Genomic DNA, 24,637 nt, shown 5'->3' on the forward strand with positions numbered 1-24,637 from the left:
CAGAGAAATAAGAAGTTTTTTGCGCTAAGTGGCGACTATTTGAGCAAACGTATCAACGGCAAAGTTACTGCAATTAACTAATGCGATGTTAAATAACAAAAATACGGTTCAGCTAAATGTTTTTGACGTGTTTAATAGGCTTTGCTATCTGCTGCTTTTAGCTTGTTTTCTGACTAAAGTCGCAACTTTTCACATAAGCAAACCAGGGGGCGTCAAAACGCGATGATTGCACTTTTGGTGCTTCAACTGCAAGCAAAATCCCCATCGGCTGAGCAAGGTATTTTTCAACAACCACTTGCTCGCGATAGTCCACAATATAAGCAAACTTTTGTAACAATTGAGTACGCTCGGCTGCTGACGTTTTTTGCCCTTTTAACTCTAAATAACGAGCATGAACCCAAGCGAGTAACGCATGTGACCGTTCGTTTGGAAATGCCTCTGCTTTTCTTGAAATAGGCGCATACAAACGTTGAAAATTAGTAAGCTGCTCTTGAATTACAAACGTCAGTAGCAGATACGTGCCAGTGTTAATATTACCCGCACGTTTATTGATTGAGGTATAGTATTCAAGTGCGTCTCTAAAGCGCTGCTCTGCAACACTAATTTTGCCCTGCTCTAACGCTATTAAACCTAAATTGTGGCTTGTCATCCCCATCATATTTACATTGCGGCTTGCCTTCGCAAGCTTAAACGAGTATTCAAACAGGGATTTAGCGCGTTCTAAGTTGTTAACCTCACGAACTACCAACGCCAAACTGTTGTTTAATATTAATTTTAATCGGTCATTTTTAGCATGCTGATACGAACATTCAAAGCTCAACTGAGCATCTTCCAAATAATTATTTTTTCGCAGCCAAATGCCAAGTGCACTCGTTACTGTGGTGATATTCTCAGTAAAATACGGATGGTTATGATGCTCAAACAAGTCTTCTACCGCCAAATAAAGCTCGTCTAATTTATCTAACGGTAATGCAGCTCGCGCTATCAGTATATTTAAGTCAATTTGTTGTTGTGTTGTTTTCCCAGTAGTTTGCTGTAATTTAGTTAAAATTTCATAACTTTTTGAGGGTTTAACTGTTAAATAATCCTTGGCTTCTTGCAGCTTTTCATCAATGGGATCTGCTCTCAATAACGTTGAAAATGTAATTATCAGCAAAAAAACAAAGCGCACAGTCAAACCCCATTAGGTACTACAAAAATTAAACCCAAGCCTATTTAGGTATAACACATAGCATCAATAAACTTTATAACTCTGGCAAATTATTTTCATAAGGTTTACCAGTAAACTCTGCCATATTTTTACACACGTTTAACGCTAGACCTCGCTCTTTTGGATTTGCAACCGCAACATGAGTACCATCGTTTAAAACCATATAAACACGGTACCTCTGAGTTGCGGCTTGAGCAGTCATTGCTCTAAAGCCCTTTACGTCTGTGAGATGATAAATACGGTCAAAAACGGTGTATAGGTTACTTGCCTTAAGCTGAATGGTTTGTGAGCTTAAATTCATACGGCAAACATAGCCGCCAAACACGCCAAGCCAGCCCAGCCAACAAAAAAAGCCTGATACCCAAATTGGTAATGACCTAACGGAATCAGAACCTAAAACACTTACAATACCAACAAGTAAAATCACTAAACTCAGCAATCGTAACAATAACTTAGCAATACCTGTAACGCGATAAACCGCTTCATCATTAGATAATTTGTTAAAGTACATTAAAGCACACCATACTTAACCAATGCGCCGAGCACGGTAAAAAAGAAAAAGGGCAGTGACAACCTAATGATTGATTTACGATCCCATATTTCAATATACACATCGTTTTTATCATTAAGAGTTTCAGTTTGGTCGAGTGGCGTAATATCAAAAGCCTGCATATTGTCAAAACTAAGCGGTGTTTTGCTAGGCCAATTTGAGATGTTTTCTGTTACAGGCAACTTATAGTGCAAAGAAAAAAACGCCAACAAAGCGTAGGCATCTTGATAGTCATCGAATACGTAGTTTTGCTCTGCCACGGTTATTTGATACGGGCCTTTCGTTCCAAGGCTGGTTAATTCGCATGTCAGCGCACTAAAAGGTGTTATCGCACTTCGTTTTTGAAAAAAATGCCAAAGTGATGTTGATAAATAAACTTGTTGGGTGGCGCTATCAAACTCTAGTAATCGCTTTCGGCCGAATAGCAGCAATGAAATGCCACAAAAGAATATGGCCGAAACGATAAAAGCGAGTCCGCTTGTTTGATGCAATGCAATTGCCATCACCACACTCGCAATACCAGGCACAAGCGCAACCAATGCAAACAATTTGGAGGTCATTTGACGTCTTGATGGCAACGTAGTATTGCCATGTGCCGTTATTTTTAGCAAGCGTCTGACCAATTTGGGCAGAGTATGATAATCCATTATTTCAACCATTACAATTGAGACTATTGACTCTGAAACTAGTCATGAAGAGAAACAGAGCCAAGCTTAATATCGACAAAGGTTAACACAAACAGTGCATTAACTGGCTAAAAAGTTACTAAGCGCAATTAAACGACCCTACAAAAGCGTACGTTAAATAATTAACTAACGCGCTAATAACCAAAAATGGCAGCGTAAAAGTAATTTGTTATGCCGAGATCAGGTTACTTAACCACTCACAAAACAAGCGAGCGGGAAGCGTCGCCAACGCGCTTTTATTAGGAATGTAATAACAGAGATCAGACGCAACAGGCAAAGTAGTTAGCTCACACAATTCTCCGCGTGCCACATAACTTTTGGCTAATGTTTGTGAGCAAAACACGTACCCGCCATGAGCAATGGCCTGTTGCAAAGCAAAAAGCTCTTGATCGTACTGGGTTAAGGCTAACGCTTGCGTTATGCCATTTTGGTTACACCACTCAGTTAATGGCACAGGCGGCAAATCGGGATTTTTCCATTTACAGGTATAAATATGACTTAACGACGCTAAGTTGTTTTGCTCGCCTGCCGATTTTGCGCGATACATATTAAATACATCGCACTGCAAAATATCTTGGCTATTCACCATGCGTTTATCGCCTAAACGAATAGCCACAGCATATTGATTATACTCAACGCTCTCTCCCGTTGAAATCGCAACCTCAATATCACCATGCTTTGCGTTAAACTCTGCGAGCGACGGTAACAACACCGAGGCAGCAAATGACGATGTCGTGTTCACATTAACCAACTTACCAATATGCGTGATTTCATCTAACGCCTGTGCAATTGTTTGAAAACCGGAATTGGTTGCTTGTGCTAAGCGTTTTCCTAATTCGGTCAATTCTATTTTCCGCGTTTTACGCACAAATAATTGGGTATTTAAACGCGCTTCTAGCTTACTTACATGATGCGAAATTGCAGTTGGCGTTAATGCAAGCTCACTTGCTGCTAGTTTAAAACTGCCATGACGCGCCGCCGCATCAAATGCTTTTAACGCTTGTAACGATACTTGCAACGCCTAATTCCACCCTTTCTATAAATAAGTTTTACTCACCTATAAATGATATCAAATCGTTTGTCCAAAGCCACCTAGAAACGCATTATTCAACACACATTTTTAATAAAGGAAACATCATGACCACAATACTACACATAGATTCAAGCGTTAGAGCGATAGATAACGATAATCCCGCACACAACTCACTGTCTAAAAACATTGCTAAAACATTTTTAGACAGCTGGCGAGAAAGCAATCAGATAGATGAATATATTTACCGTGATGTAGGTGTAAATCCACCTCATTTTATTTCCCAAGATTGGATTGGCGCCGTGTTTACGCCAAGTGACAAAAGAAGTGCAGCGCAACACCAACAATTACAACTGTCAGATACCCTAATTGATGAACTAACGCGCGCCGATATCATTTTAATGTCAACACCTATGTACAATTACGGCATGCCAGCACAGTTAAAAGCATGGTTCGACCAAATCATTCGCATCAATAAAACGTTTGATTTTGATTTAGCCCGTGGCGATCAACCTCTAAGACCTTTACTAAGTGGAAAAACCTTAGTACTGATCACCTCGTGTGGCGAGTTTGGTTTTGGTAAAGGCGAAGTAAACGAAGCGCACTCACATCTCACACCACATATTCAGACCTTATCGAAATATTTAGGGGTACAAGCAATGTTTGAAATTGCCTCTGAGTATCAAGAATTCAATGATAAAAGACACCAAGATTCTGTTGCTAAAGCGCATCACGATGCAGCCAAATTGGCAAAGACTCTAAGCACGCAACGACAGGAAATACAGCATGCCAGCGCAGTTTAATCAAAATCACATAAGTGCCATAATTTCGCTCGCAGAGAAAAACGTGGCACAAGCTGGATTACCTTTTTCTGCCATGATTCTTGATGACAAAGGTGAAATATTAAGTACCGGTGTGAATCAAGAATCACAATGTCACGACTGCACGGCTCACGCGGAAATTCAAGCCATTCGAGCCGCAACGAAAAAATGTCGCCGCTTGAGTCTTGAGGGCAGCACATTAATTGCCTCGGGTGAACCATGCGCCCTTTGTTATATGGCTATGTATGTGGCGAAAATATCGCATATCGTGATTTTAACCGACCGATATCAAGCAAGCGCCTATGGGTTTAACTATCTCGCGAGTTACGACAACATCAATGCACAATTACTCGATAATTTTTCCATAACCTACTTGCAAAACAGTGATGCAATAAGTCCATTCGAGCTATATCGAAAGACACTAAATCAAGGTTAAAAAAGGCGCATTAAGCGCCTTTTTTAAGTTATGTTTATGAGTACGATTTATCCTTGGCAAGTAAGCCATACATCGCTGAGTCTGAAATTACCCCATTAATTTCCCAACGCTGTCTTAACAAGCCTTCTTGCACAAAGCCTAAACGCGTTAGCGCTTTTGCTGATGCATTGTTGTCAGGGTCAATTTCAGCTTCAATTCTCCTTAAATTCAACTTATTGAAAGCATAATCAATCAGCGCATTTGCAGCTTCTGCTACTATGCCTTTTCCCCAAAAGTCACGACTTATACCGAAACCTATTTCTGCGCGTTTAGATTCGTTGTCGATACTAAATAGCATGATCTTACCAATCAATGTATTGCTGTCTTTCAAAAAAACACCTAACGTTAATGAACTGTTTTCACTCATTGCTCGTGTGCTACTGGTTATAAATTCATGTGCCTGAGACACCTCTCGCCAAGCTTCGGTGTTCCAGTATTTCATAACAATCGGGTCGGAAAAAATAGTAAATAGTGAGTTGGCATCGTCATCTGACAATGCTTTTAATATTAAGCGTTCGGTTTCAATTTTAATCTTGTTCAATAGCATTACATCCTTTCTAATTTCCATAAAGTTAAGGGGAAAACAATCACGTTCTAGGCTAAAACCAACGACAACCCAGTTAACCAAATTAATTGTGCACCATAAGATAAACGCTGATGAATGCCGGGGTTTGTTTGCTGATTAATTGCACGCGTCATAGTCAGCAAAAATACAACAGCCGCGACCACCATAATCCAAGAAAACACCTTAAAATGCTGCGAAATGACATCACTGGTTGGGCTAAGTGCCACCAGTATTGGCGCCACAAGTAACGACAACAACATCACAATGCCTGCAACTGTGTGTATTTTGCAGTTAAACGAAGGATTTTCAGTAAAAGGGTCAGCATCCATCGGGAAATAACCCGCAACCCAAGTCGCGAGGCCATGTGCAATAACACACCAGCCAGCACCCGTGACTAGCAAAGATACGTTTGGTAACTGGATTAAATACCAGCCAAAAAAGCAAAAAAGTAAACCCAATGGGTAATTATTGATACGGGGTGACAATTTTTCTGTTGGACAACCCGCAGCACCAAGCTCACTGCAGAACTGCTTAGCATGGTTGTAACCCGCATAATATCGCCCAGCAATAAACACACCTAACACAATCCAGACCGTTGCAATAAGCCCTGAATAAACTGCCACTTTTTCAAACATAAACCACCTTCCTGTGTTATTTCAGTTCCATTTATTTACACTTTCTAATGTCGTTTTTAAAAAGCGTTATTTGCTATGCGTATTTTGCCAAACCATTGGCACAAAACGAATTCCATTTACACTCATTTGAGAGCCTGTTGCCACAAAACCTTGAGACTCATAAAAAGAAACCGCATTTAACGATGCTTTTAAACTTACTTCGTCTGCGTGTGACGTTGCCATTAGCCGTGCAAGTAATGCTTTACCTACGCCCGTTGCCTGATACTGATTATCGACAAACAAGTGCGTTATACCAATTCTGTTAAGTATGAGATCAGGGATAGCGCTGGATAAATGAAATGATAACAAGGCGGAATTTTTCTTATGTAGTTGTTCTACATTGATAAATTCTAACGCAGTTAGCATGATATTTAGTCCGCTAGGATGATCAGCTACTTAAGTGAATTGGTATTATGTAATTGCCCTCTCGCATTGCAGCAAAACCAATAAGCTTATTGTAAATCGACGCTTTAACGCTTTGATACTCACTGCGATTGAGCACAGTATTAATGTCTGATTGAATGCTAGCAACATACGCGTTTTGCCCGTTGGATTCTAAATACGGCAAAATCGATTGTTGTGATACATCAAGCACTAATGTCGCCAGACTACTGGCATCACTCTGTGTTGCTGTTTCAAATGTTATTTTCTTAAACACGACTCATCCCTTTTGTGTTTAACCGCATAAAACAATAATTACTCAAGTAGCTGCTTAATACTTTTGACTACAAGGTCGGCATCGGCGATATGAAGGTGATGCTTGTTTGACTTTGAGTACACGATTGCGCTTTGACTTGAAAGCCTCAAAAAGTCGTGTTCAGCGCCTGCGTAAAGCGTATCCATTTTTAGCGCAATTTCATCTGGTACAAAAGGCGGATCGTAGCGTTCATCCGGTGCCTTAGCGCGTAACACGATAATCGGTTTATTTGCAAAACCGTCTGACTTAACCAGCGATTGATAGCTTGCGATATGGTCGACATTTTCCGGCACTTTTTTATACATTGGATCACGCACACTTTGCTCAAATTGATAGTAACGCGCTAAGTTTTCATCGTCTGTTTTAAAATTTTTCGGCCAGCGTGTTGCCATTGTATAAAAGTAACCAAATGGCGGAGGGTCGATAAATACCGCACCTTCCACTTTGTCTGCATACTGGTTATTAAACGCTGTGATAATGTAAGAGGCGTAGGAGCCACCAGCAAAATAGTATGGTGGTTTAACATTGGCATTGTGCAGCAGCGCGTTAAGGTGTGTCGCCATATCATCAACAGTAAACGGTACTGGGCCTTTTTCACTTTTACCTAACCCTGCACGGTCGTACAAACAAATACTAAAATCACTGTGTAAGCGTTTTACATTGTCGAGCCAAACACCATCAGAGCCTGAACGACCAAAACCTTGTTCAATGATGAGTGTCGGTTTATCGTTTTCATAACAGGTCAAATACAGCTTAAATCCACCAACATCAAATAATCCTGATTTTGTTGGTTTCAGCTCTTGCGCAATTGTCGTAACACTCATCGCAAGTGCCCATAACCCAGCAAAAATTTTCATGTAAGTTCCCTAAATAACATGTTTTAGTATATTTTTTATTAGGCTCACGTGAGCACTACTTATTTCTTATCCAACCAATACTTAATATGTAACGATTACCTTTAATTACTTTAGAAACTCGATGTTCACATGCATCAGGGCGGAAAAATTTAATACGCTCACTGTCGTAAATCGGTGATGCACATATAAACTCACCACCTTGTTGTGCTTTTTTAAGCACGATATTCAATCGATAATGTTTACCCGACGCAACTTTGTCGGTATGCGCGGGTATTTCACTGCCGGTTGGGAATTTCAGTAGATAAACATCAAATTTAATTGGCCACACGGCCCCACATAACAGCATTTTATCGTAGCCACTATTTTGACGCCCACGTTGCCAACGAAAAAGCCGTGTTGTAAACGGCATTTAACAACCAACCTTGCTGCTAACTAGGGAAGATTTTGCCTGTAACGCCTGCTGATTTAATTCGCTAAGGCGCAAACTAAACTCAGTGCACGCCAAACTTTGTCCGTTCAAGCGTAAAAAATCGGGTTGCGTACTTGCAGCTTGAAAAGCAAACTTGTGCAATACGCGCTCTGACGCGGGGTTATTATTGAGTACCTGTGCACGCAGTGTTGTTAAACTAAATTGCTGCGCAGCAACCTTAATTAGCTGCGCTACACATAAACTGGCGATACCTTGCGAGGTCATGTTTTTTGCTACGCGATAACCAATGTATGCTGTGTCACCTGTTATATCTTTTAAATTTGCGCGCGCCACAATTGCGTCGTTTTGTATCAATACCGTAGAATAACCGCTTTTCGAACGCATTGTTGCCTCAAGCACAGCAATATGTTTTGAAACGCCAACATTGGAATAAAAATCGGCATCTCTTGGTGCAATAAATGATTCAAACCACGCTTTATTTTCTAGTTCAAAGTCGAGTAACTGCTTACAATAACTGCTATTAAGGGTTTCAAATTTCATAAATCACCTTACTACCGCGCATCTGCTGCCTTATTGCACTTTGTTATGGCAATGCTCACAGCAGCAAAACAATTGTTATTTGAAAAATGATTTTTTACTCAACGAATTATTTGCTGCTTTCGATGGTTAAATACTTGTTTTTACCGAATGAAATGTAATACCAAGCGAAAAACATTGCTTCAATAATATTGTTAGCAAATGTGTTTTTAACAGTGATTTTTGTGCCACTTAATTCACTTACTTTCACCTCAGCACTGCTACACCAATCGATTTTTGCTTGAATAACTTGGGTATTCGCAGGCAGCGACACGGTTTGAGTTTTACCTCGTTTAATCACAGCAACTTGTTTACCATCGGCAAATAGTTTGTAATCTCGCGCCATATCTTGGAACTGTTTAGGTCGGAAAACTTCAATATCCATATTTATCCTTGTCTCACTAAAAACTACAGGTCATCAGCAAAAGAGCTTAAAGTAATTACCTAAAGACCTCTTTTTACTAATTTTTTTAGAACTTTAACAAGAAAAAAACGCATTTACTATCGATTAAAAAAGGTTACGTTATGCGCTTGAAAAGAGGACTCAAGCGCTATTAGGTTTAACGTAACAATTACCGAGTACGTTTTTGCTGAATATACTGATTTACCTCAGCAACAGGTGCTAACCAAAAGCCGTTTTTAGGATCTTTTAAATATACAATTAACTGATCTAATGCCTTGCTATCGATAGTGTAAAGCGCTCTATCACCAACTTCGTGACCGGCAAGTACTATCCACGCATCATCAAATCTAGCTCGCTCGATAATCGCCTTGATTTCTTCAAACGATTTATTATCGATATCAAACGCGCGGATTTGTGCTGTGTCATAATAATGCGGGTCATTTGCCGTTTCATCATTCCACGTTCTGCCGTATTCAAATGACTCAGCAATCAGCGGCACATAGCTTTTTACCGATTCACCGCGGCCCACAAATTTATGACCACACGGATAGGCATAACCCACAGGCGCCACACCTGTAATTTGCTCAATTTGCTGTTGCGCTGTTTCAATATCTTTTTCGATAAATGGCAAATCGACTTGTTCTAGCCCTTTGTTCTTTTCCCGTAACCAGCGAAAATTGCCCGTACATAAATGGCTAGCACTGTGATTCGCAATTTCATGCCCCGCTTTAGCGGCGGCTTGCCACTTGGCTTCTTTGCCTTTCATTTGCACTGGCATCAAGTAAAACGTGCCCTTAACGTTATGTTTATCTAAAATTGGCAGCCCAACATCAGCTTGGGAGCGGCGCGCATCGTCAAAGCTCAAACTAACCGCATGCTGCGCGTTATTGGGGTAAAAATCGCCAGCAACTGAAGCGAAACTCGATAACGTTAAACAAATTGCAAAGGAAGAAATAAATCGCATAAAACACACTATAAAAAGAATAAGTTAGACACAAACTAACCAGCCACTTTAGTAAATACAAGTGAAAAAAATTTGTATAAACTGAGTTTTAAACACCATATTTTAATGCCCTTAAACACCGTAAAAATAATCTTTTGGCCTTTTCCCTTCACGTTTACTGTAAATAACAGATAATCAGTGGTTAACCGTGCATATTTTTGTATGAAATTTTTAAAAATCGCCTATAGTGTAAAAAATTTTTTTGGATAAATTTATGTGTCGTTTTATTGCGTATAAAGGTGAAGAAGTCACTTTAAACGATATTGTTATTTCGCCAACGAATTCGCTTATTGAACAAAGTAAAGACGCGAAAAAGCGTAAAAAGCCGCTCAATGGCGATGGATTTGGCTTAAGTTGGTACCCAACTCACAACGATCCTTTTCCTGCGCGATTTGTCATCATTGAGCCTGCGTGGAGCAATCAAAACTTGCAACAAATTGCGAGCAAAGTGCGCAGCCAGTGCTTTTTTGCCCATGTTCGTGACGCATCTGTTGGTATGCCTGTCTCGCAAGCAAATTGCCACCCATTCAATTATCAAAAATACACCTTTATGCATAATGGCCGCCTCGACCAATTCGCAAAATTTAGGCGCAATTTACTTAATCAATTATCAAATCGTGCGTTTGATTTAGTGAAGGGAAACACCGATTCAGAGTGCATTTTTGCCCTCTTTCTCGACACCATTGAATTTGCTGATAATTTGTCGACAGATGATCTAACTCAGGCGCTATATCGTGTCATTGAGAAAATTATTCAAATAAGACGCGAAGCAGATGCAAACACCAATGCATTTATTAACTTAGCAGTGAGTGATGGCACATCTATGGTCGCCACGCGTTTTGCAACCGACCGCGAAAGCCAACCCGCTTCATTGTTTTATAGTCAAGGTAAATTGGCAATTGCAGCAGGCAAAGACTTTAGTTTAAACGGAAATTCAGCGCAAAATACGGTAATCATTAGCTCAGAGCCTTTAACGAGTGAACCGCTTACAAATGAAAAAAGCGATTGGATTAAAGTAGCACGTAATCACGCGGTGATTGTTGATGCACGCAATCAGGTTGTCACCCAAGCAATCCCAATCGATTACCAAACATAGTTAAATAACTACTGAGATAGCTGTAGTCATTTATAGCTATCTCGTGAGTTTATTGATATCTAAGTCAAAAAGTAGCGATAAGCGAAATTTAATAATTAATAAAACAACTTCACTTAAGACATTCGGTTTATCATTCAAAATTGATTCGGGTTTAATATAAACGCAAAGGAATCTTAGCGGCAGCCTTATTAGAGTTCAGAAATGAGCGAATAGCGCTCTTTCAAAGTTACTTTTCTATTTCGTCAAAGGATATTGCTTGCATAGTCCGGAACACGACCCAATCGCTCGTTTTTGTCCTGAGATAAAAGCTATAACCACTGCATTTTGTTAGTATTGGCAAATAGTTAAGAAGTTTGTTACAAATGAGTCATTCAGAAAAACGAGCGACGCTGTGGTAGAAAAACGCGCGATTCGCTCGCTATAAACATGTTAGGTGCACTTGGAAATGCGGAGTTTAGTTTTAATTTTTGTACTTTTATCAGGGTGCGCAACAAAACCAAATGGCTGTAGTTTCGATCTGAAAGCTTGGGAAAAACCACTTGAGTTACCAGCTTTGTTAAACACAGATTTTAAAGCAGACATTAAAAATTGGCACAAAGCTGATAATGGTGATTTATTCTACTGTAAAAGTTATATCGCAGAAGGTATTTGTGGTGCGGAGTTTGAAATTCATTTTAAACAGCAAAACGGTACATATAAGTCCGAGGAAATAACGTGTATGCAATAGCGCACCTAACAAGTTAATCAAACAATGGACGCAAAACAGCAGGCTTGCGCTCATTCTTCGCTTAGTTTAGCCTGCTATTTTTCGACGTTTATTAAGGCGTTAGGTTTTCATAAGGTTTATCACTTAACTTCAAAGTAAAGATGAGGGAATATTATATGTCTAAGATCACAGTTGGCGAATTAATCAAAGAGTTAGAATTGTTCAATAAAAATGATACTGTTTGTTTTGGTCCAAAAGGACACTTTAGTTTTTATCGCACAAAAGACCGTGGAGGTGATGTTCAAATAGAGTTCAACGAATCTCCAGATATTGAGTATGCGTTGTTGCCTAATCACCCATTAAAGAATACAACCTAACAAGCGCCTTAAAAAATGGACGCAAAACGCTTGGCTTGCGCTCATTCTTCGCTAATTTTAGCCAGGCATTTTCCGTCTCTTAGGCGGGCGTTAGAGCTTTCTGGAGCATGGATGCGTTGCCAATATAAATTTAAATTAAATGGTCAAGTTAAACCGAATCAAAACACAGATTTTGAAATAGATGATTATCGGTTCGAGTTTGTTTTAAAAGATAACCTAATTGACTATATAGTTGTTTCGTTTCCTGTTTCACACCATGACATTCCTCAAGTTAAGGAAAGTGAAATACCCGGTGTAAATTTCAGCATAAACATAGTTCATCCTAGATGGGAAGAATTAGAAACAATCATGCGCCAAATAGAAGGTATGTGGAGCTTATGGGGTGTAGAATCAATAGATATTTCAGGGCATGAAATAGAGTGGATTCCTGAAAATGAATTGGAAAAAGAGCTAATTCAATTAAATAACTTCCAAGCCGGTAGGCACAAATTTACTCCTGATGAAATTGAACCAATAGGATTTGATTTGTTAGTTAGACCAATAATAACCGCCGTTAAAGATAAAAATCACGATGTAGTTTTATCCTTCTACAGAAGAGGAACAAACGACATTAAGCGAGAAGAATATATCGAAGCATTTTATGATTTTTACTTCATGCTTGAATCGCATTACGGTAATGGAAAAACTAAGAACACAGCTATTGAACGAGAAATGGTTTCCTCCTCAAAACTAGAGGTATTTATAAATAAAATACTTAGAGACCCTAAATATGTTTACTCTTTACCGTCGGAACTAAGGGCTAAGTACATTGCAGAGTACTCTTTGACATCATCAGAATTCATAAAAAAGATTGTCAAACTTCGCGGCTTTCTTCATCACCACAATACGAAACGTAAAGACGGATGGGATCCAGGTAAGCAAAGCGCATATAAATTGGAAGCCTTTATACTTCAAAATATTTGTATTAATGTGGCTATGGACATATTAAACAATAGTGTTTTTTCTGACCGTATAGTTAATGAATACAAAAACTTGTTTAGCAATAAAAAGCTCTAACAAGTCGTTAAAGTAGGACAAAAACAGTTGGCTTTTGCTCCTTCGTCGCTAATTTTAGCCAACAATTTTATTGCCTCTTAACGCGGCGTTACGACTGTCCGCTTTTGGCACAAAGCGGAAGTAACCCTCTGAATTTAATTATGTATCCGACAGTAATGAGCCAATAACGGTTGTTGATAAAACTATTATGAGCATACAAAATGCAAAGCAGAACCCCATTTTTAAAGGAGAATAGATTGGGATTAAAAGTAAATATGTATTCAGCCAAAACAACGAGCTCTTCATATACTTTAGATATCGAAACTCTTTCTATTGAGTTTGCAATTGGCACTATTTGTACTGTAATTGCTATTGCGGGTTATCAATCACAATTATTATTAATTTTTATCCCATTTCTTATTATTGCAATTGCCTGTTTTTCTCTAATTTTAAACAACATACATCAGTATTTTTCAGATAAGAAAAACTGCCAAGGTTCATCTACTAAAAAGTCAGATTAACTGATTTCACAAAGTCTATTGTATGGGGATAATTACCACAAACTTTGAGAGGTAACATTCGTTAGCTGTAGAAAGTTATTTTTGCAATTAATGGGGGAGATGTTGATTTTTTCTCTCACGACCGAATTTGACACCTTTGCGTCTGCCATTCTTGATTTAGTTAGGTTAGATAAATAACACGAAGCTAAGGACTTGCTAGAGTAAATAACTGGGCTTTTACATACCATTAGGGCTAGTTTTTCCTATTTGAACTATCATCAAAATTAAACAAGCCCTATGGTTTTTGTGTAGATAAAGGCGTGAGTGCTACTCGTCACTCCAGTCATCATCGTCATCAAATTTTTTGCGTTTAGATTTGTGACTTAATTTAGCTTTCGGTTTTTCCTTTTTTGCTTTCTTGTGTGCTTTATTCTTCTCAAGATAACTACCTTGATTTTGCTCATGCTTCATCGAAACTCTCATACGACCGTGTTACTTCATTGCGAGAACTATTTGCACTCGCTCTGTGGCTCACTTTATATAGCGCTTTTAAGTACTTGCGCCATAAGCGCACCTCGTATAACCCAGACTCAGCATCCACATTGATGTTATCAACAAAGTTTTGCTCCGCCTCGTTACTCGGTGCCAATTCGCCACAATACAAGCCGTTTAACGTATAGCCATAATTAATTAAAAAATTTGCCTCAGGAATAGTGAAAAAGCCAGCCCTATCGATGCCACCAGGAAAGTGTTCATCGTCATAAAATTTTCGACCACCTAATCTAATTTCAGCTGCCATATTTTTAATCTCAACATGTTATTAAATTAAACCTTGCCCGCATCAACTATTGATGCGCTCGCAAGTGAAAAATAGTTAAATTTTTCAAAGAAGAAAATCAAAAAATTATTATCGTGAAGATAAAAATTTGTAGTTAATAAAGGTTTGAAATGAATGGAAAGAATTTTCATTCTGAACGTTTAGTCACGTTTTAAGTGTGCATTTTATTTTATGAGCTCTACCCTTGCTATAAGATTTACAGATTCCGGTTGTATTTAATATTATGCCGCTTAACATATTCATTGGATATACCTTCTATTAAGACACTAAGTCCTTTAATATTAATGAGATAAAGTAAAATGGGAAAATAAAATGAAAGGTATTTTTATATGTTTGTTATTTATACTTTGCCAAGTAAGCTACGCCAATACTCTATATAGCAGAGCAAGTGAATGCACTGCTGACTTAGATGCTGAAGGAAAGGAGTTCAAAACCTCGGTCAATTACAATCGAAGTAAAGACGAGCAAGAACAACTAAATGCAGTAAGAAAAAAACTTTTTACTCTTATAAAAAAACAATTAAACAAATACCCAAATGGCTTGATTGAACAAAGTGTAATTTTTAAAAGTGACATTGAAACAAGGAAATTAATCGGTACCGTCGTTGTCAAACCGATTGCAAATTGCTCAGATAAAACCTATGAAATTAACGAAGATAACCTTCGCTTACTGAGTACACTTTTGTCTGAAAATACATTTCCTGCAATAAAATTCACTACTGAGCATACATTTGAGGCGCAAATACCAAAACAGATTGAACGCATAAAGTTTGATGGTCAAATATCAAAAAGCGCTATTTTTGGTATAGCTGTTGGTGATAGTTACGATGATACCATCACTAAATTAGGAAGGTTTACCTTAGTATGGCCAATTAATAATTCAGTAAAAATGACATTAATTGGGAGGAATCACCTATTCTTATTTGAAGACAATCAGCTGGTTAATTATCAATATCATAGCAATTTATTACCAATGTCTTTAGCAAATCAACTAGAACTAGAAGCGATGGACTTTAAAATTAACCTAGCTTCATCCAGCATCAATATTAAAGATAACCTTTCAGATAAACAAAAAAGCGAATTACAAAACATATTTTCTGACGTAACTTTTAGTTCTATTCATCATGATGGTGAAACAACTTTTAGTAGGTTAAATAGTTTTAACATAGGTGAACCAATTGAAATCAAAAACCTCAATAATCTTCCCTGCTTTGAAAACGATGCTAATTACGATCAGTTTCTGATAAAAAACAAAGATGTAATGGTATCTTTTGTAGATGTAGATAATAAGTCTGCCTTGCTCACAGGCTGTTTACAAAAGTTTGTGCTATTGGCAAATGGTAACTTAAAAGAAATTGCGCTGTTAGATGAGATATCAAAAGGAAGGGCAAATATCCAAATCATCACTAAATTGATAAGCCACTTAAAACCTTGGACATTTAATAATATAAAACATGGGCAATCTGTTGCTGCATTATCTGAGCTTGGTGCAAAAATAGAATGGCAACAAGCGGTGTTAGAAACCCCAAACTGGCAAGGAACATTCGAGATTTATGATGAAACTATTTTTAGCGGAAAAGTGATTCCATTTACCACAAGCGACTAACGTACATTAACGGCCTTAATATAATCATGAAGCTGATAACATAAGAGGCATTACACACAACACTAGGTTGCGTGTAATGCCGCACTATTTAGTGCTAAAGTGCGTCGAATGCCTCAACTAAAATTCCTTTCCCAAAGTGATGCAAAATCTCGTCTTCAAAATAATTTTGCTGTTGCTGAGTAAATGCCCCTGTTGCGTCGGTTACAACATACGTTGTATAACCTTTGTCGTGCGCTTCTCTGAGGGTAGATTCAACACACACATGCGTAGCAAAGCCAGCAAGGTACAGTGATGTAATGTTATTATTTCTTAGGTAACTATCTAAATTGCTACCAGCGAACGCCGATGCACCTGAGCGTTCTGAAATAACAAACTCACCTGCTTTTGGCTGAAAATTAGGGTGAATATTTGCCATATCACCTTGCCATGTTTTGGCTTTTTTAATGGCGGCACGTAACCCAAATTGCGCGTTGCCAAAAATTTGATAGTTAGCATCTGGTTTTAATGTAACGTGTACAATATGCATTTGATGCTGACGTGCTTTTGCTAATAATTGCTGAGATTGGCTAATAGCCTGTGCAAATGCCTTTTTATCTTTAACCAATAAGTTTCTTAGTGTGCCTTTTGGCGATACCCATTCATTTTGGTATTCAATCAGTACTAACGCGCTTGTGTTTACCTGTTCTTTTGCTAATACATGGCAACTAAAATACAAGCAGCAGATGACTATTTGGCAGTTGAGTAAATTTTTCATGACTATTCCTATAAAGTAAATGTAGCAATAGTGTGATTTGATTAACCTGCGTTTGCCTTAACATTTGATAAGGCATTAATTTTTGTTTTTTACACGAGATAAGGTAACGTCTGTCATACCAAGATACGAAGCGATGTGTTTAAGCGGTATTTGTTGACAAAGTGTTGGGTATTTTTTGGAAAAATAAGCGTAGCGTTTTTTCGCGTCTTGCTGCAAAAACATTAATTCGCGCTCTATTTTGTCTTCTAGCAATTGCGCTGTTAAGTGATGAAATAAGTACTGACTAATATTGCAATCTTTTAATAGTTCAACCACTTTTGCGTAAGCTATATGGTAACCATGTACCTCAGTCAGAGTTTCAACATAAAAACTCGATGGGCCTGTTATTGCCGACGGCGCAATTGGTGCCAATATGTCACCTTCGCCAAAAAAACCTTTATTTGATTCTTTACCCTCGGAGTCGAGGTAGTACAGGCGCACAAGTCCGTGTGAGATAACATAAAAATCTTGCCAATGCTCACCTTGGGATAATAACGGCGTGTTTGATTTAAAGATTACGGGCTTTAATTCTTTAGCAAGTAAAGCCGCTTTTGCTGCACTAATGCCTTTGGATTCTAAAAATACGGAAAGTGGCATATCCATTTGCGATACCTATCCAACTTGTTTTGACCACTATACTATTCGCAAACAACTAATAATGCAGTAACGCATTACAAATTATATCCAACCTTTGATAAACCACCGAATGTTGGGCGCTTCAAAAATACTACCTACACACCAAATATACTGAGGCAAAACCCTAAAAAAAGGTGCTAGCAACGCCAGCACCTTAAAAAGCTTAAAACGTATAATTAGCAGATAACGACACAAGGCGTCCGTTACCCGGCGCTACGCCCCAATCCATGCCCTTTGCCCCAGCCGATACCCAATATTCTTTATCAAATAGGTTTTCAACTTTAAAGCGTAGCATTAAATTAAGGTCGCTAAAGTCATAACGCACGCCCGTATCAACGCCCGTATCAACGCGCGTATAGCTTGGCAGTGATAAGCTGTTTTGTAAGTTTTGTTGGCGCTCACCCACGTAAAAAACACCAATATTGGCGCTTAACCCAGACAAGCCTTTTAGCGAAGCAAAGTTATAATCAACAAATAGGTTGCCTTGCGTTTTTGGCACATTATGTGGCTGATTACCATTGATCTATGCTTGCCCCGCTAGCTCTCTAATTTCTGCATCCATAAAGCTGGTTGAGAATACTAACGATAGGTTCTCGATAATTTCACCATTGGCGTTTAACTCAATACCGCGGTGACGTTGCACACCATCTTGCACAAAGTAATTGGTAGCGCGATTATGATACTCCAATGACTTTTCGATTTGATAAATCGCAGCGCTAAATGTGGCCTTGTTGAAGCGATACTTTACGCCCACTTCCATTTGCTCACTTTCTTGCGCACCGAGGTACTGGCCTTCGTTTTCAGCGCCACTGCCAATCACCGCAATGCCGCCTTCGCCTGCGCCTGCGCCTTCGGTATACATACCGTAAAATGCCAGCGCATCATTTGGGCTATAATTAATACCCAGCGTTGGTGTGGTATAACTATCATCGTGTGTGCGTACTCGTTGCTCGCCTGGGGCTGTTTTATCACGCTGATAGGTTAAATGCCTCACTCCTAAGGTTGCATACACATGATCGCTAAAGTGCACAATATCTGTGATAAATACCGCACGTTCGCGCGATTTTTCTAGATTCGCATCTGGGATCTCTGGAAACTCAGGGCGCGCTGTATAAACAGGCTCAAACAGGCTTGCAACTGGATTTTCAAGTTCGAACCAACGACCCGAAATAGACTCTAAATCACGGTAACTTACGCCAACCACCAGCTCATAATTTATAAAACCGGTTTCTACTTCGCCACTTAAAAAACTGTGCCCAGAGCGTGCTTTAAACGACTCATTTGGCGTGACTAAAATAGCGGCACTCAGTACCTCCCCTTCAGGTGATGTGGCATAAATATCAGGGAAAATGGTAAAGCGATCATTGTTGCTTAGCGCCACCTGATTAACCCATTGCCAATTATCATTTAACCAGTAATCCACACGCGCGCCAATATTATAAGTTTCTGTCTCGTACAACGCCCACGGTTGGCCTAGCAGTACCTCTTGGGTGTCGACATAAGGTGGTAAAAAGGTTTGCCCATTTTCACCATACACTAAGCCAATTAGGGGTTGCGAGACAATCGACTTGTCGTGAAAATCAAAATCTAGTCTGACAAGCACCTGATCATTTAACTGCCAATCAAATGCACTGCTTAAAAAGTAGCGTTCGGTGTCATCACCGCCGGTAAAATCACCATTATCTTCTATCGCTGCGTTCACACGATAACCCACATCACTTTGTGCTGATAGCGGGCCGCCCATATCAAGCGACAAATAACGACCATCGCTGCTGTTAAGTTCTGCACCAAGCTCAATAAATTGCTCAGAGGTAGGTCGTTTGGTTACGTAATTAACCGTGCCACCGGGATTGTTAATCCCTGCAATCACACCCGACGGCCCTTTTAGCACATCAATGCGTTGAACATTTTCAAGTGCTACATCTTGGTATGGCGCTAGCGATAAACCATCACGTCGCAGGCCATTATTCCAATCCAGTTGAAAGCCCCGCAAACTGACAAAATCAAACACAGTACCTATTGAGGTATTTTGTACCGACGCATCATTACTTAGTACCTCACTTAACGTACGCGCAAGCTGATTATCGATAAATTGTTCTGAAAACGACTGAATGGAAATTGGCAGCTGCAAAGGATCTTTAATGCCCAGGGCAGCGGCGTTCACATCGCGGGCATCATACATTGGAGCACGTGTGCCCAATACTTCAATATGTTCGAGTGACTTTTCAGTATTGGCATAAAGGGAGAGCGTCAATAGAGAAAGAGGTAAGGCGCACACGCCATTATTTAACTTCATGGTTTTAAGGTCCGTTTAAAAAACAAAAAGATACATTATAACATATTATTTTGAAAGCATTAGCCAACACACAGCTGCCGCTTTTTCCTTTGGATAAAACAGAGAACATCGTTAATTTTTATTTAATATCAATAAATAAGCCCTAAAAATGTAGATTGAACGTGTTCTAATTGACATTAACAAAAACATTAAATGATAATTATTACCACTTTTATTTGATTAAAAGTTTCTACAGTAACGTTTTAAATTTTCTCATTATAAGGATTAACATGAAGGCTTTACCTTTTCGGCTAAATACCGTTTTCACAGCCATTTTTATCGCTTCTATTTTCCATGCAGAGGCACAGCAAAGCGCCGATTCAAACGAAATTGAAACCATTACTATCTTCGGTGAAAAGAAAGAGCAAACCATCTTTGAGACGGGTTCCAGCGTACACGCATTTGATGCAAATGCATTAAATTCACTAACCAATGTAAGTGAAATCGATGACTTACTTGAAATCATTCCAAACCTAGTCAGTTCTGGCATGGATAACAATCTGCCAACAGTTCGCGGAATCGATGGTTCTGGCCCGTCAGTGGGTGGATTGGCGAGTTTTGCAGGCACAGCTCCTCGTTTAAACATGTCCATAGATGGTCGCTCTCTCACTTATTCAGAAATCGCGTTTGGCCCACGTTCCTTATGGGATATGCAACAAATTGAAGTCTATTTAGGGCCGCAGAGTTATATTCAAGGGCGCAGCGCATCTGCGGGTTCAATTGTAATGAAATCAAATGATCCTGTGTATTATTTTGACAGCGCTATCAAAGTGGGAATTGCGAACCACGATTACCGACAAACCGCAGTAATGGTAAACGCACCACTTGTTGATGATGAATTAGCATTACGTTTTAGTGCCGATCGCCAAACTAAAAACAGTCATCTCGATATCGTCAGTTACCAGCCTGCTGGAGATTCTCGCGAAATAAGCACAACAAATATTCGCACTAAATTACGCTATGAACCGAGCGCTCTCGAAGAACTCACCTCTACTTTAACGTTTAATTATATGGATACACGTGCGCCACAATCTGAAAACGAAGTTGGCAGCTTTTTTCCAAAAGAACGTCCTGTTTATGACACCGATTCGACCAGTGCTGATTGGCAAATCGTTTATCAAATTTCCGATGCTGTGATCTTTGAAAACAGTGTTAACTACACTGATTTTGGTTATGAGCGAATTACAGACCCTAAAGGCCGCCGCGCTGATTTTATCACTGATGGTGAAGAAATATTTATAGAACCGATAATACGTTACAACCCTAGCAATGCGTCATTGTCTGCAATTACGGGGCTGCGCTACTTTGATTCCGCACATGATGACGTGTATACCCACAACCGCGGTAAAAATGACATGACGGGAGAAACGACAACTCGTTCAGCTTTTGCCGAAGTGGTGTATAAAGTTAATGCGCAATTTACAGCGACACTTGGCGGTCGTTATGAAAGTGAAACCGTAACCCGAGTGGTTCCCCTATTCGCACTTGATTATGATGAAACCACCGATGTATTTTTGCCAAAAATAGATATTAATTTTGCACCAAAAGAAAATCAGGCATTTGGTTTTAAATCAGGAAAAGGGTTTAACTCAGGTGGTGCAGGGTTAAGCTTTAATACGTTTACTGCTCGTGCACCAATGAAACCTTACAGCTTTGACACCGAGTACGTCTGGAATTACGAACTGTATAGCAGACAGCGATTTTTCCAAAACACGCTCGAGCTAACCTCAAATCTATTTTATAACGATTACGATGGTATGCAGATCCTACAAACTCATTCCGACGGTTATGTATCGGTGCAAAACCTCGATAGCGCAAATACTTATGGTGCAGAGGTAAACCTTCGTTGGCTTGCCCTTGATAACTTAGAGTTATCTGGTGGCGTTGGTTTACTTGAATCTGAATACAAAAAAAACAACACTAATACAAAAGTTGAAAAGGAACTACCAAGAGCCCCCAGCGCTTCCGCTAACCTTAACCTTGTGTATCGTTTCTTAAATAGCTTCCAGTTTTCGGCTAATGCCAATTACTCTAGCAGTTACTATTCAGACCGAAATAATATTGAAGCATTAAAAGTAGATGCCTATTGGCGCGCTAATGTGAAACTAGCTTACAAGTTTAATAATGGCCGCATTGCTTTATATGTAGATAATTTATTTGATGCAGATGATATCACCTTGATAAGCTCTGAGTTTGCACCCGAATCGCCGCTAACGATTACGCCAAGAACCATAGGCGCAAACTTCGAATATCACTTTTAAATACAATAAAGCCTGTTTTTAAACAGGCTTTATTTTTCACATGCACTTTTGTGCACTGGTAATGTTTAACACGGGTTAAAACCAAATAATATAGTTACCGAGTGCTGCAATCATTACACTTACCACAATACACAATGTATTGAATAAATAGTTAACGAAACTTCCCTTTACGTAATCGCCTGCGATTTGCCAACCTGCCAACATGCTATTAAGCGATAACACAATAAGGCTTATACTTGCGATTACTTTAAACCAATGTGCGTTTAACAAGCCGATTAACGATGCATAATCGTCGACAGGAAAAGTAGCGAACACAAAAACAAAACACAGACTAAGTAGCACAATAAATAAATTAGCAACCCGCTGAAAAACCCACTGTTTTGTACCGTGACGATTAATGTTTAAACTAACCAAACCCAGCCTCCTGCAATAATGCTTAACACCAACGCCAAACCAATCGTAACGCGAGAAATCGCAATGCCACCTGATAACTCTTCAAAATAACCAAATTCCTGAATAAAGTGTTTAACACTTGCAACGCAATAATACGTCAATGCGGTTAACCCACCCCAAACTAAAAATTGGATAAAAAATACATCATTAAAATAGGATTTCACTTCGTCAAACTGTTGTTGCGTTCGACTCGCATAATAAATAACAGGGATTAAAGCCACTGAATAAAACCAAATGATCACTGCACAAATTCGATGCAAAATTGATGCGTAGGCCGTAATCGGTAACGCCATGGTATGAATTGCCAAATTAACTGGCCGCTTATTTTTCATAACATAAAACCAAAATGAAAGAGTGAAAACAAATTAACACTAACGATAATCATTATCAATCTCATACATTTAAATTAATACCTAATCTCACTGTGTTGATGATTAATCAGGCAAGTTCGACACGTTTTTGTATGAAATTGAAAAGAATGGATTGAATAAACACAGTGCACCGACCACATAAAGCTTGATTTTGATAATAGCTATCATTAGCATTAGCGACAAATTGACTGTTTTAATGATTTCAATGCAGCCTCCCTATACTGCCGAGCGAATTTATCAACATTGCATGCCGTTAATGCAGCAACACCTCGCCAAAAAAGTAGCATGTAGCGAAACCAGAAAAGATCTTTCGCAAGAGCTTTACCTCAAGCTTATGCTCGTTGAAAACTGGCATAGCATTGGCAATATTAATGCCTATGTCACAACCATGTTGAACAACTTAATTATTGATTTTTATCGCAAAAGTAGTAAAGAGTTAGTTGATGATGTCGATCTGGATTCACTTAAAGCCGATACTTGTCCAGAACAATATGTTGGCCAGCACCTGGCCATTGAAAAAATTCAACAACTGCTCGATAAACAAAAGCCCGAAATAAAAGATTTAATTTGGCGCGCTAAAATCAATGGCGATAGCTGTCGTAATATCGCGTGTGATAAAGGGCGCTCACTAAGTTGGGTTGAAAAGTCATTGGCTAATTTGCAAAGTAAATGCCGTCAGCTTATTTTAGGGTCGCAGCATAATGATTAAACGCTGGTTAATTCGAGTACAAGCCAAGCGCTGGTTAACAAAAATGCGCGCTGAGAATGTAACTTACGAGCAACAGCGCGCTTTTGCCGCTTGGTGCAAAAAGTCTAAACAACATCAAGATACCTATTTTGCTGAGCGCGACATATTACTAAACAGCAACAGCAATGAAGCGCCTCGTTTAGGTCATTCATTGGCGTTTTTATCGTTAGTGGCATTTGCGCTGACAATTTGGCTTGTCAAAACGCCCAACACCAGCAAAATAGCGCCATCATTGATGTACTTTAGTGCCGAGCAAAGCCCTGTAACCTTAAGCGATGGTTCGGTAATTGAGTTAAAAAAAGCCACTAAAATTGCCGTTGCTTACAGCCAAAACGAACGCATAATCAAATTGCTTGAAGGAGATGCCTGGTTTGATGTCGCAAGTGACGCTAATCGACCATTTCGCGTTGAGTTTAATAATAAGCAAGTCACCGCGCTAGGTACGTCTTTTTTGATCAATACGTTAGGCGTTGCAAAAGTGGTTGTAACCGAGCATAAAGTTAGTGTTACCAACACCCAAACCAAGCAAATGCAGCAACTTGCACAAGGTGAAGGGTTAATTTTATCAAATAAACATTGGCTGAAAATGCACGCAAGCGAAATTAATGCGGCACTGGCATGGCGTGATGGCAAACTGATCTTTAATGCAACTCCGCTCGGTGATGCAATTAAGCAGTTACAACCTTTTGTGGATTACAAAATCAGCGTCGTTAATCAGCAACACCTAAATTTAAAAGTAACCGGTAATGTAAATACACAATCGCCTGAGTTTGCGCTTTCTTTGTTATTGGAAAGCTTAAATTTAAAGCAAATGCGCAATGCCAGTAACGATCTCATAATTTATTAAAAATAATTTACGGTTTTTCATTTTTAACGCGTTATAGATAGTAAGAATTATTTCTATTA

30 protein-coding genes and 1 pseudogene are annotated in these 24,637 nt (G+C 39.1%); 11 read left to right on the top strand and 20 right to left on the bottom strand.

Translation table 11 applies throughout. The features are described 5' to 3' along the window. Nucleotides 1-157 precede the first annotated feature (157 nt). The 4 genes from PSPO_RS19630 to PSPO_RS19645 all read right to left on the bottom strand — a co-directional run bounded on the left by PSPO_RS19630 (nt 158) and on the right by PSPO_RS19645 (nt 3,464). Nucleotides 158-1,171: a hypothetical protein gene (locus PSPO_RS19630; RefSeq protein WP_010558826.1), complete on the bottom strand. Its 1,014-nt coding sequence runs from the start codon at nt 1,169-1,171 to the stop codon at nt 158-160. Nucleotides 1,172-1,244: 73 nt separating this feature from the next. Beyond that, the gene (locus tag PSPO_RS19635; protein WP_010558825.1) at nt 1,245-1,721 is read right to left on the bottom strand and encodes a hypothetical protein; all 477 of its coding nucleotides are present in this window, start codon (nt 1,719-1,721) and stop codon (nt 1,245-1,247) included. Beyond that, nucleotides 1,721-2,407, bottom strand: coding sequence for a hypothetical protein (locus PSPO_RS19640; protein ID WP_040641345.1), 687 nt, complete (start codon nt 2,405-2,407; stop codon nt 1,721-1,723). The genes PSPO_RS19635 and PSPO_RS19640 overlap by 1 nt, the downstream gene beginning before the upstream one ends. Before the next feature lie 208 nt (nt 2,408-2,615). Then, a complete protein-coding gene (locus PSPO_RS19645) occupies nt 2,616-3,464 on the bottom strand; it encodes a LysR family transcriptional regulator (RefSeq protein ID WP_010558823.1) in 849 nt (282 codons plus the stop codon). A 119-nt stretch (nt 3,465-3,583) separates the two neighbouring features. Here PSPO_RS19645 and PSPO_RS19650 point away from each other — a divergent pair, with 119 nt between their 5' ends. Both PSPO_RS19650 and PSPO_RS19655 read left to right on the top strand, forming a co-directional pair. After that, nucleotides 3,584-4,279, top strand: a complete 696-nt coding sequence (locus PSPO_RS19650; protein ID WP_010558822.1) for an FMN-dependent NADH-azoreductase — start codon at nt 3,584-3,586, stop codon at nt 4,277-4,279. Then, nucleotides 4,263-4,733, top strand: a complete 471-nt coding sequence (locus PSPO_RS19655; protein ID WP_010558821.1) for a nucleoside deaminase — start codon at nt 4,263-4,265, stop codon at nt 4,731-4,733. The genes PSPO_RS19650 and PSPO_RS19655 overlap by 17 nt, the downstream gene beginning before the upstream one ends. Before the next feature lie 34 nt (nt 4,734-4,767). Here PSPO_RS19655 and PSPO_RS19660 read toward each other — a convergent pair whose 3' ends face one another. The 9 genes from PSPO_RS19660 to PSPO_RS19700 all read right to left on the bottom strand — a co-directional run bounded on the left by PSPO_RS19660 (nt 4,768) and on the right by PSPO_RS19700 (nt 9,938). After that, nucleotides 4,768-5,319: a GNAT family N-acetyltransferase gene (locus PSPO_RS19660; protein ID WP_010558820.1), complete on the bottom strand. Its 552-nt coding sequence runs from the start codon at nt 5,317-5,319 to the stop codon at nt 4,768-4,770. 47 nt (nt 5,320-5,366) lie between these two features. After that, nucleotides 5,367-5,972: a DUF998 domain-containing protein gene (locus PSPO_RS19665; RefSeq protein WP_010558819.1), complete on the bottom strand. Its 606-nt coding sequence runs from the start codon at nt 5,970-5,972 to the stop codon at nt 5,367-5,369. Between the two features lie 66 nt (nt 5,973-6,038). Next, entirely contained in the window at nt 6,039-6,377 is a 339-nt protein-coding gene (locus tag PSPO_RS19670; RefSeq protein ID WP_096035308.1) for a GNAT family N-acetyltransferase, read from the bottom strand. 22 nt (nt 6,378-6,399) lie between these two features. Further along, on the bottom strand, nt 6,400-6,669 hold the full coding sequence (locus tag PSPO_RS19675) for a hypothetical protein (protein ID WP_096035309.1): 270 nt from the start codon (nt 6,667-6,669) through the stop codon (nt 6,400-6,402). Between the two features lie 38 nt (nt 6,670-6,707). Next, nucleotides 6,708-7,565: an alpha/beta fold hydrolase gene (locus PSPO_RS19680; RefSeq protein WP_010558818.1), complete on the bottom strand. Its 858-nt coding sequence runs from the start codon at nt 7,563-7,565 to the stop codon at nt 6,708-6,710. Between the two features lie 55 nt (nt 7,566-7,620). Then, nucleotides 7,621-7,974 carry a 2OG-Fe(II) oxygenase family protein gene (locus PSPO_RS19685; RefSeq protein ID WP_010558817.1) on the bottom strand — a complete coding sequence of 118 codons (354 nt, stop codon included), beginning with the start codon at nt 7,972-7,974 and terminating at the stop codon, nt 7,621-7,623. Continuing rightward, nucleotides 7,975-8,535 (bottom strand): GNAT family N-acetyltransferase, encoded by a 561-nt coding sequence (locus PSPO_RS19690; RefSeq protein ID WP_010558816.1) that lies wholly within the window; start codon nt 8,533-8,535, stop codon nt 7,975-7,977. It lies immediately after the preceding gene. Between the two features lie 106 nt (nt 8,536-8,641). Continuing rightward, nucleotides 8,642-8,956: a hypothetical protein gene (locus PSPO_RS19695; RefSeq protein ID WP_010558815.1), complete on the bottom strand. Its 315-nt coding sequence runs from the start codon at nt 8,954-8,956 to the stop codon at nt 8,642-8,644. A 187-nt stretch (nt 8,957-9,143) separates the two neighbouring features. Then, nucleotides 9,144-9,938 carry a polysaccharide deacetylase family protein gene (locus tag PSPO_RS19700; protein WP_010558814.1) on the bottom strand — a complete coding sequence of 265 codons (795 nt, stop codon included), beginning with the start codon at nt 9,936-9,938 and terminating at the stop codon, nt 9,144-9,146. A gap of 253 nt (nt 9,939-10,191) precedes the next feature. Here PSPO_RS19700 and PSPO_RS19705 point away from each other — a divergent pair, with 253 nt between their 5' ends. The 5 genes from PSPO_RS19705 (at nt 10,192) to PSPO_RS19725 (ending at nt 13,712) form a co-directional block, all read left to right on the top strand. Then, nucleotides 10,192-11,073: a class II glutamine amidotransferase gene (locus tag PSPO_RS19705; RefSeq protein WP_010558813.1), complete on the top strand. Its 882-nt coding sequence runs from the start codon at nt 10,192-10,194 to the stop codon at nt 11,071-11,073. A 445-nt stretch (nt 11,074-11,518) separates the two neighbouring features. Next, on the top strand, nt 11,519-11,800 hold the full coding sequence (locus PSPO_RS19710; protein WP_010558812.1) for a hypothetical protein: 282 nt from the start codon (nt 11,519-11,521) through the stop codon (nt 11,798-11,800). 155 nt (nt 11,801-11,955) lie between these two features. Then, nucleotides 11,956-12,156, top strand: coding sequence for a hypothetical protein (locus tag PSPO_RS19715; RefSeq protein ID WP_010558811.1), 201 nt, complete (start codon nt 11,956-11,958; stop codon nt 12,154-12,156). 15 nt (nt 12,157-12,171) lie between these two features. After that, nucleotides 12,172-13,212: a cyclin family protein gene (locus tag PSPO_RS19720; RefSeq protein ID WP_096035310.1), complete on the top strand. Its 1,041-nt coding sequence runs from the start codon at nt 12,172-12,174 to the stop codon at nt 13,210-13,212. A gap of 200 nt (nt 13,213-13,412) precedes the next feature. Then, nucleotides 13,413-13,712 carry a hypothetical protein gene (locus tag PSPO_RS19725; RefSeq protein WP_148665301.1) on the top strand — a complete coding sequence of 100 codons (300 nt, stop codon included), beginning with the start codon at nt 13,413-13,415 and terminating at the stop codon, nt 13,710-13,712. 306 nt (nt 13,713-14,018) lie between these two features. Here PSPO_RS19725 and PSPO_RS21740 read toward each other — a convergent pair whose 3' ends face one another. Beyond that, nucleotides 14,019-14,162 (bottom strand): hypothetical protein, encoded by a 144-nt coding sequence (locus PSPO_RS21740; protein WP_158523473.1) that lies wholly within the window; start codon nt 14,160-14,162, stop codon nt 14,019-14,021. Continuing rightward, nucleotides 14,152-14,490, bottom strand: a complete 339-nt coding sequence (maoP, locus tag PSPO_RS19730; protein WP_010558808.1) for a DUF413 domain-containing protein — start codon at nt 14,488-14,490, stop codon at nt 14,152-14,154. The genes PSPO_RS21740 and maoP overlap by 11 nt, the downstream gene beginning before the upstream one ends. Nucleotides 14,491-14,841: 351 nt before the next feature. Between maoP and PSPO_RS19735 the strand changes: the two genes are divergently transcribed. Next, nucleotides 14,842-16,134: a hypothetical protein gene (locus PSPO_RS19735; protein WP_010558807.1), complete on the top strand. Its 1,293-nt coding sequence runs from the start codon at nt 14,842-14,844 to the stop codon at nt 16,132-16,134. A 94-nt stretch (nt 16,135-16,228) separates the two neighbouring features. On the opposite strand, the gene PSPO_RS19740 is transcribed toward PSPO_RS19735, so the two are convergent. The 3 genes and pseudogenes from PSPO_RS19740 to PSPO_RS19750 form a co-directional block, all read right to left on the bottom strand. Then, nucleotides 16,229-16,888, bottom strand: coding sequence for a cysteine hydrolase family protein (locus PSPO_RS19740; protein WP_010558806.1), 660 nt, complete (start codon nt 16,886-16,888; stop codon nt 16,229-16,231). 75 nt (nt 16,889-16,963) lie between these two features. Further along, nucleotides 16,964-17,530: a Crp/Fnr family transcriptional regulator gene (locus PSPO_RS19745; RefSeq protein ID WP_010558805.1), complete on the bottom strand. Its 567-nt coding sequence runs from the start codon at nt 17,528-17,530 to the stop codon at nt 16,964-16,966. A 196-nt stretch (nt 17,531-17,726) separates the two neighbouring features. After that, nucleotides 17,727-19,859 (bottom strand): annotated as a pseudogene (locus tag PSPO_RS19750) (TonB-dependent siderophore receptor). 269 nt (nt 19,860-20,128) lie between these two features. Between PSPO_RS19750 and PSPO_RS19755 the strand changes: the two are divergent. Then, nucleotides 20,129-22,159, top strand: a complete 2,031-nt coding sequence (locus PSPO_RS19755) for a TonB-dependent receptor (RefSeq protein ID WP_010558802.1) — start codon at nt 20,129-20,131, stop codon at nt 22,157-22,159. A gap of 75 nt (nt 22,160-22,234) precedes the next feature. Here the strand turns inward: PSPO_RS19755 and sdhD are convergent, their stop codons facing one another. Further along, complete coding sequence (gene sdhD / locus PSPO_RS19760) at nt 22,235-22,573, bottom strand: succinate dehydrogenase, hydrophobic membrane anchor protein (RefSeq protein WP_010558801.1); 339 nt, start codon at nt 22,571-22,573, stop codon at nt 22,235-22,237. Beyond that, entirely contained in the window at nt 22,561-22,944 is a 384-nt protein-coding gene (sdhC, locus tag PSPO_RS19765; protein ID WP_010558800.1) for a succinate dehydrogenase, cytochrome b556 subunit, read from the bottom strand. Before sdhC ends, sdhD begins: the two co-directional genes overlap by 13 nt. A 244-nt stretch (nt 22,945-23,188) precedes the next feature. On the opposite strand from sdhC, the gene PSPO_RS19770 reads away from it, so the two are divergent. Together PSPO_RS19770 and PSPO_RS19775 are read left to right on the top strand one after the other, a co-directional pair. Next, nucleotides 23,189-23,692 (top strand): RNA polymerase sigma factor, encoded by a 504-nt coding sequence (locus PSPO_RS19770; RefSeq protein WP_010558799.1) that lies wholly within the window; start codon nt 23,189-23,191, stop codon nt 23,690-23,692. Beyond that, nucleotides 23,685-24,578, top strand: coding sequence for a FecR family protein (locus PSPO_RS19775; RefSeq protein ID WP_010558798.1), 894 nt, complete (start codon nt 23,685-23,687; stop codon nt 24,576-24,578). The genes PSPO_RS19770 and PSPO_RS19775 overlap by 8 nt, the downstream gene beginning before the upstream one ends. Nucleotides 24,579-24,637 lie beyond the last annotated feature (59 nt).

The sequence above is a fragment of the Pseudoalteromonas spongiae UST010723-006 genome, assembly GCF_000238255.3.
Classification (GTDB): Bacteria; Pseudomonadota; Gammaproteobacteria; order Enterobacterales; family Alteromonadaceae; genus Pseudoalteromonas; species Pseudoalteromonas spongiae.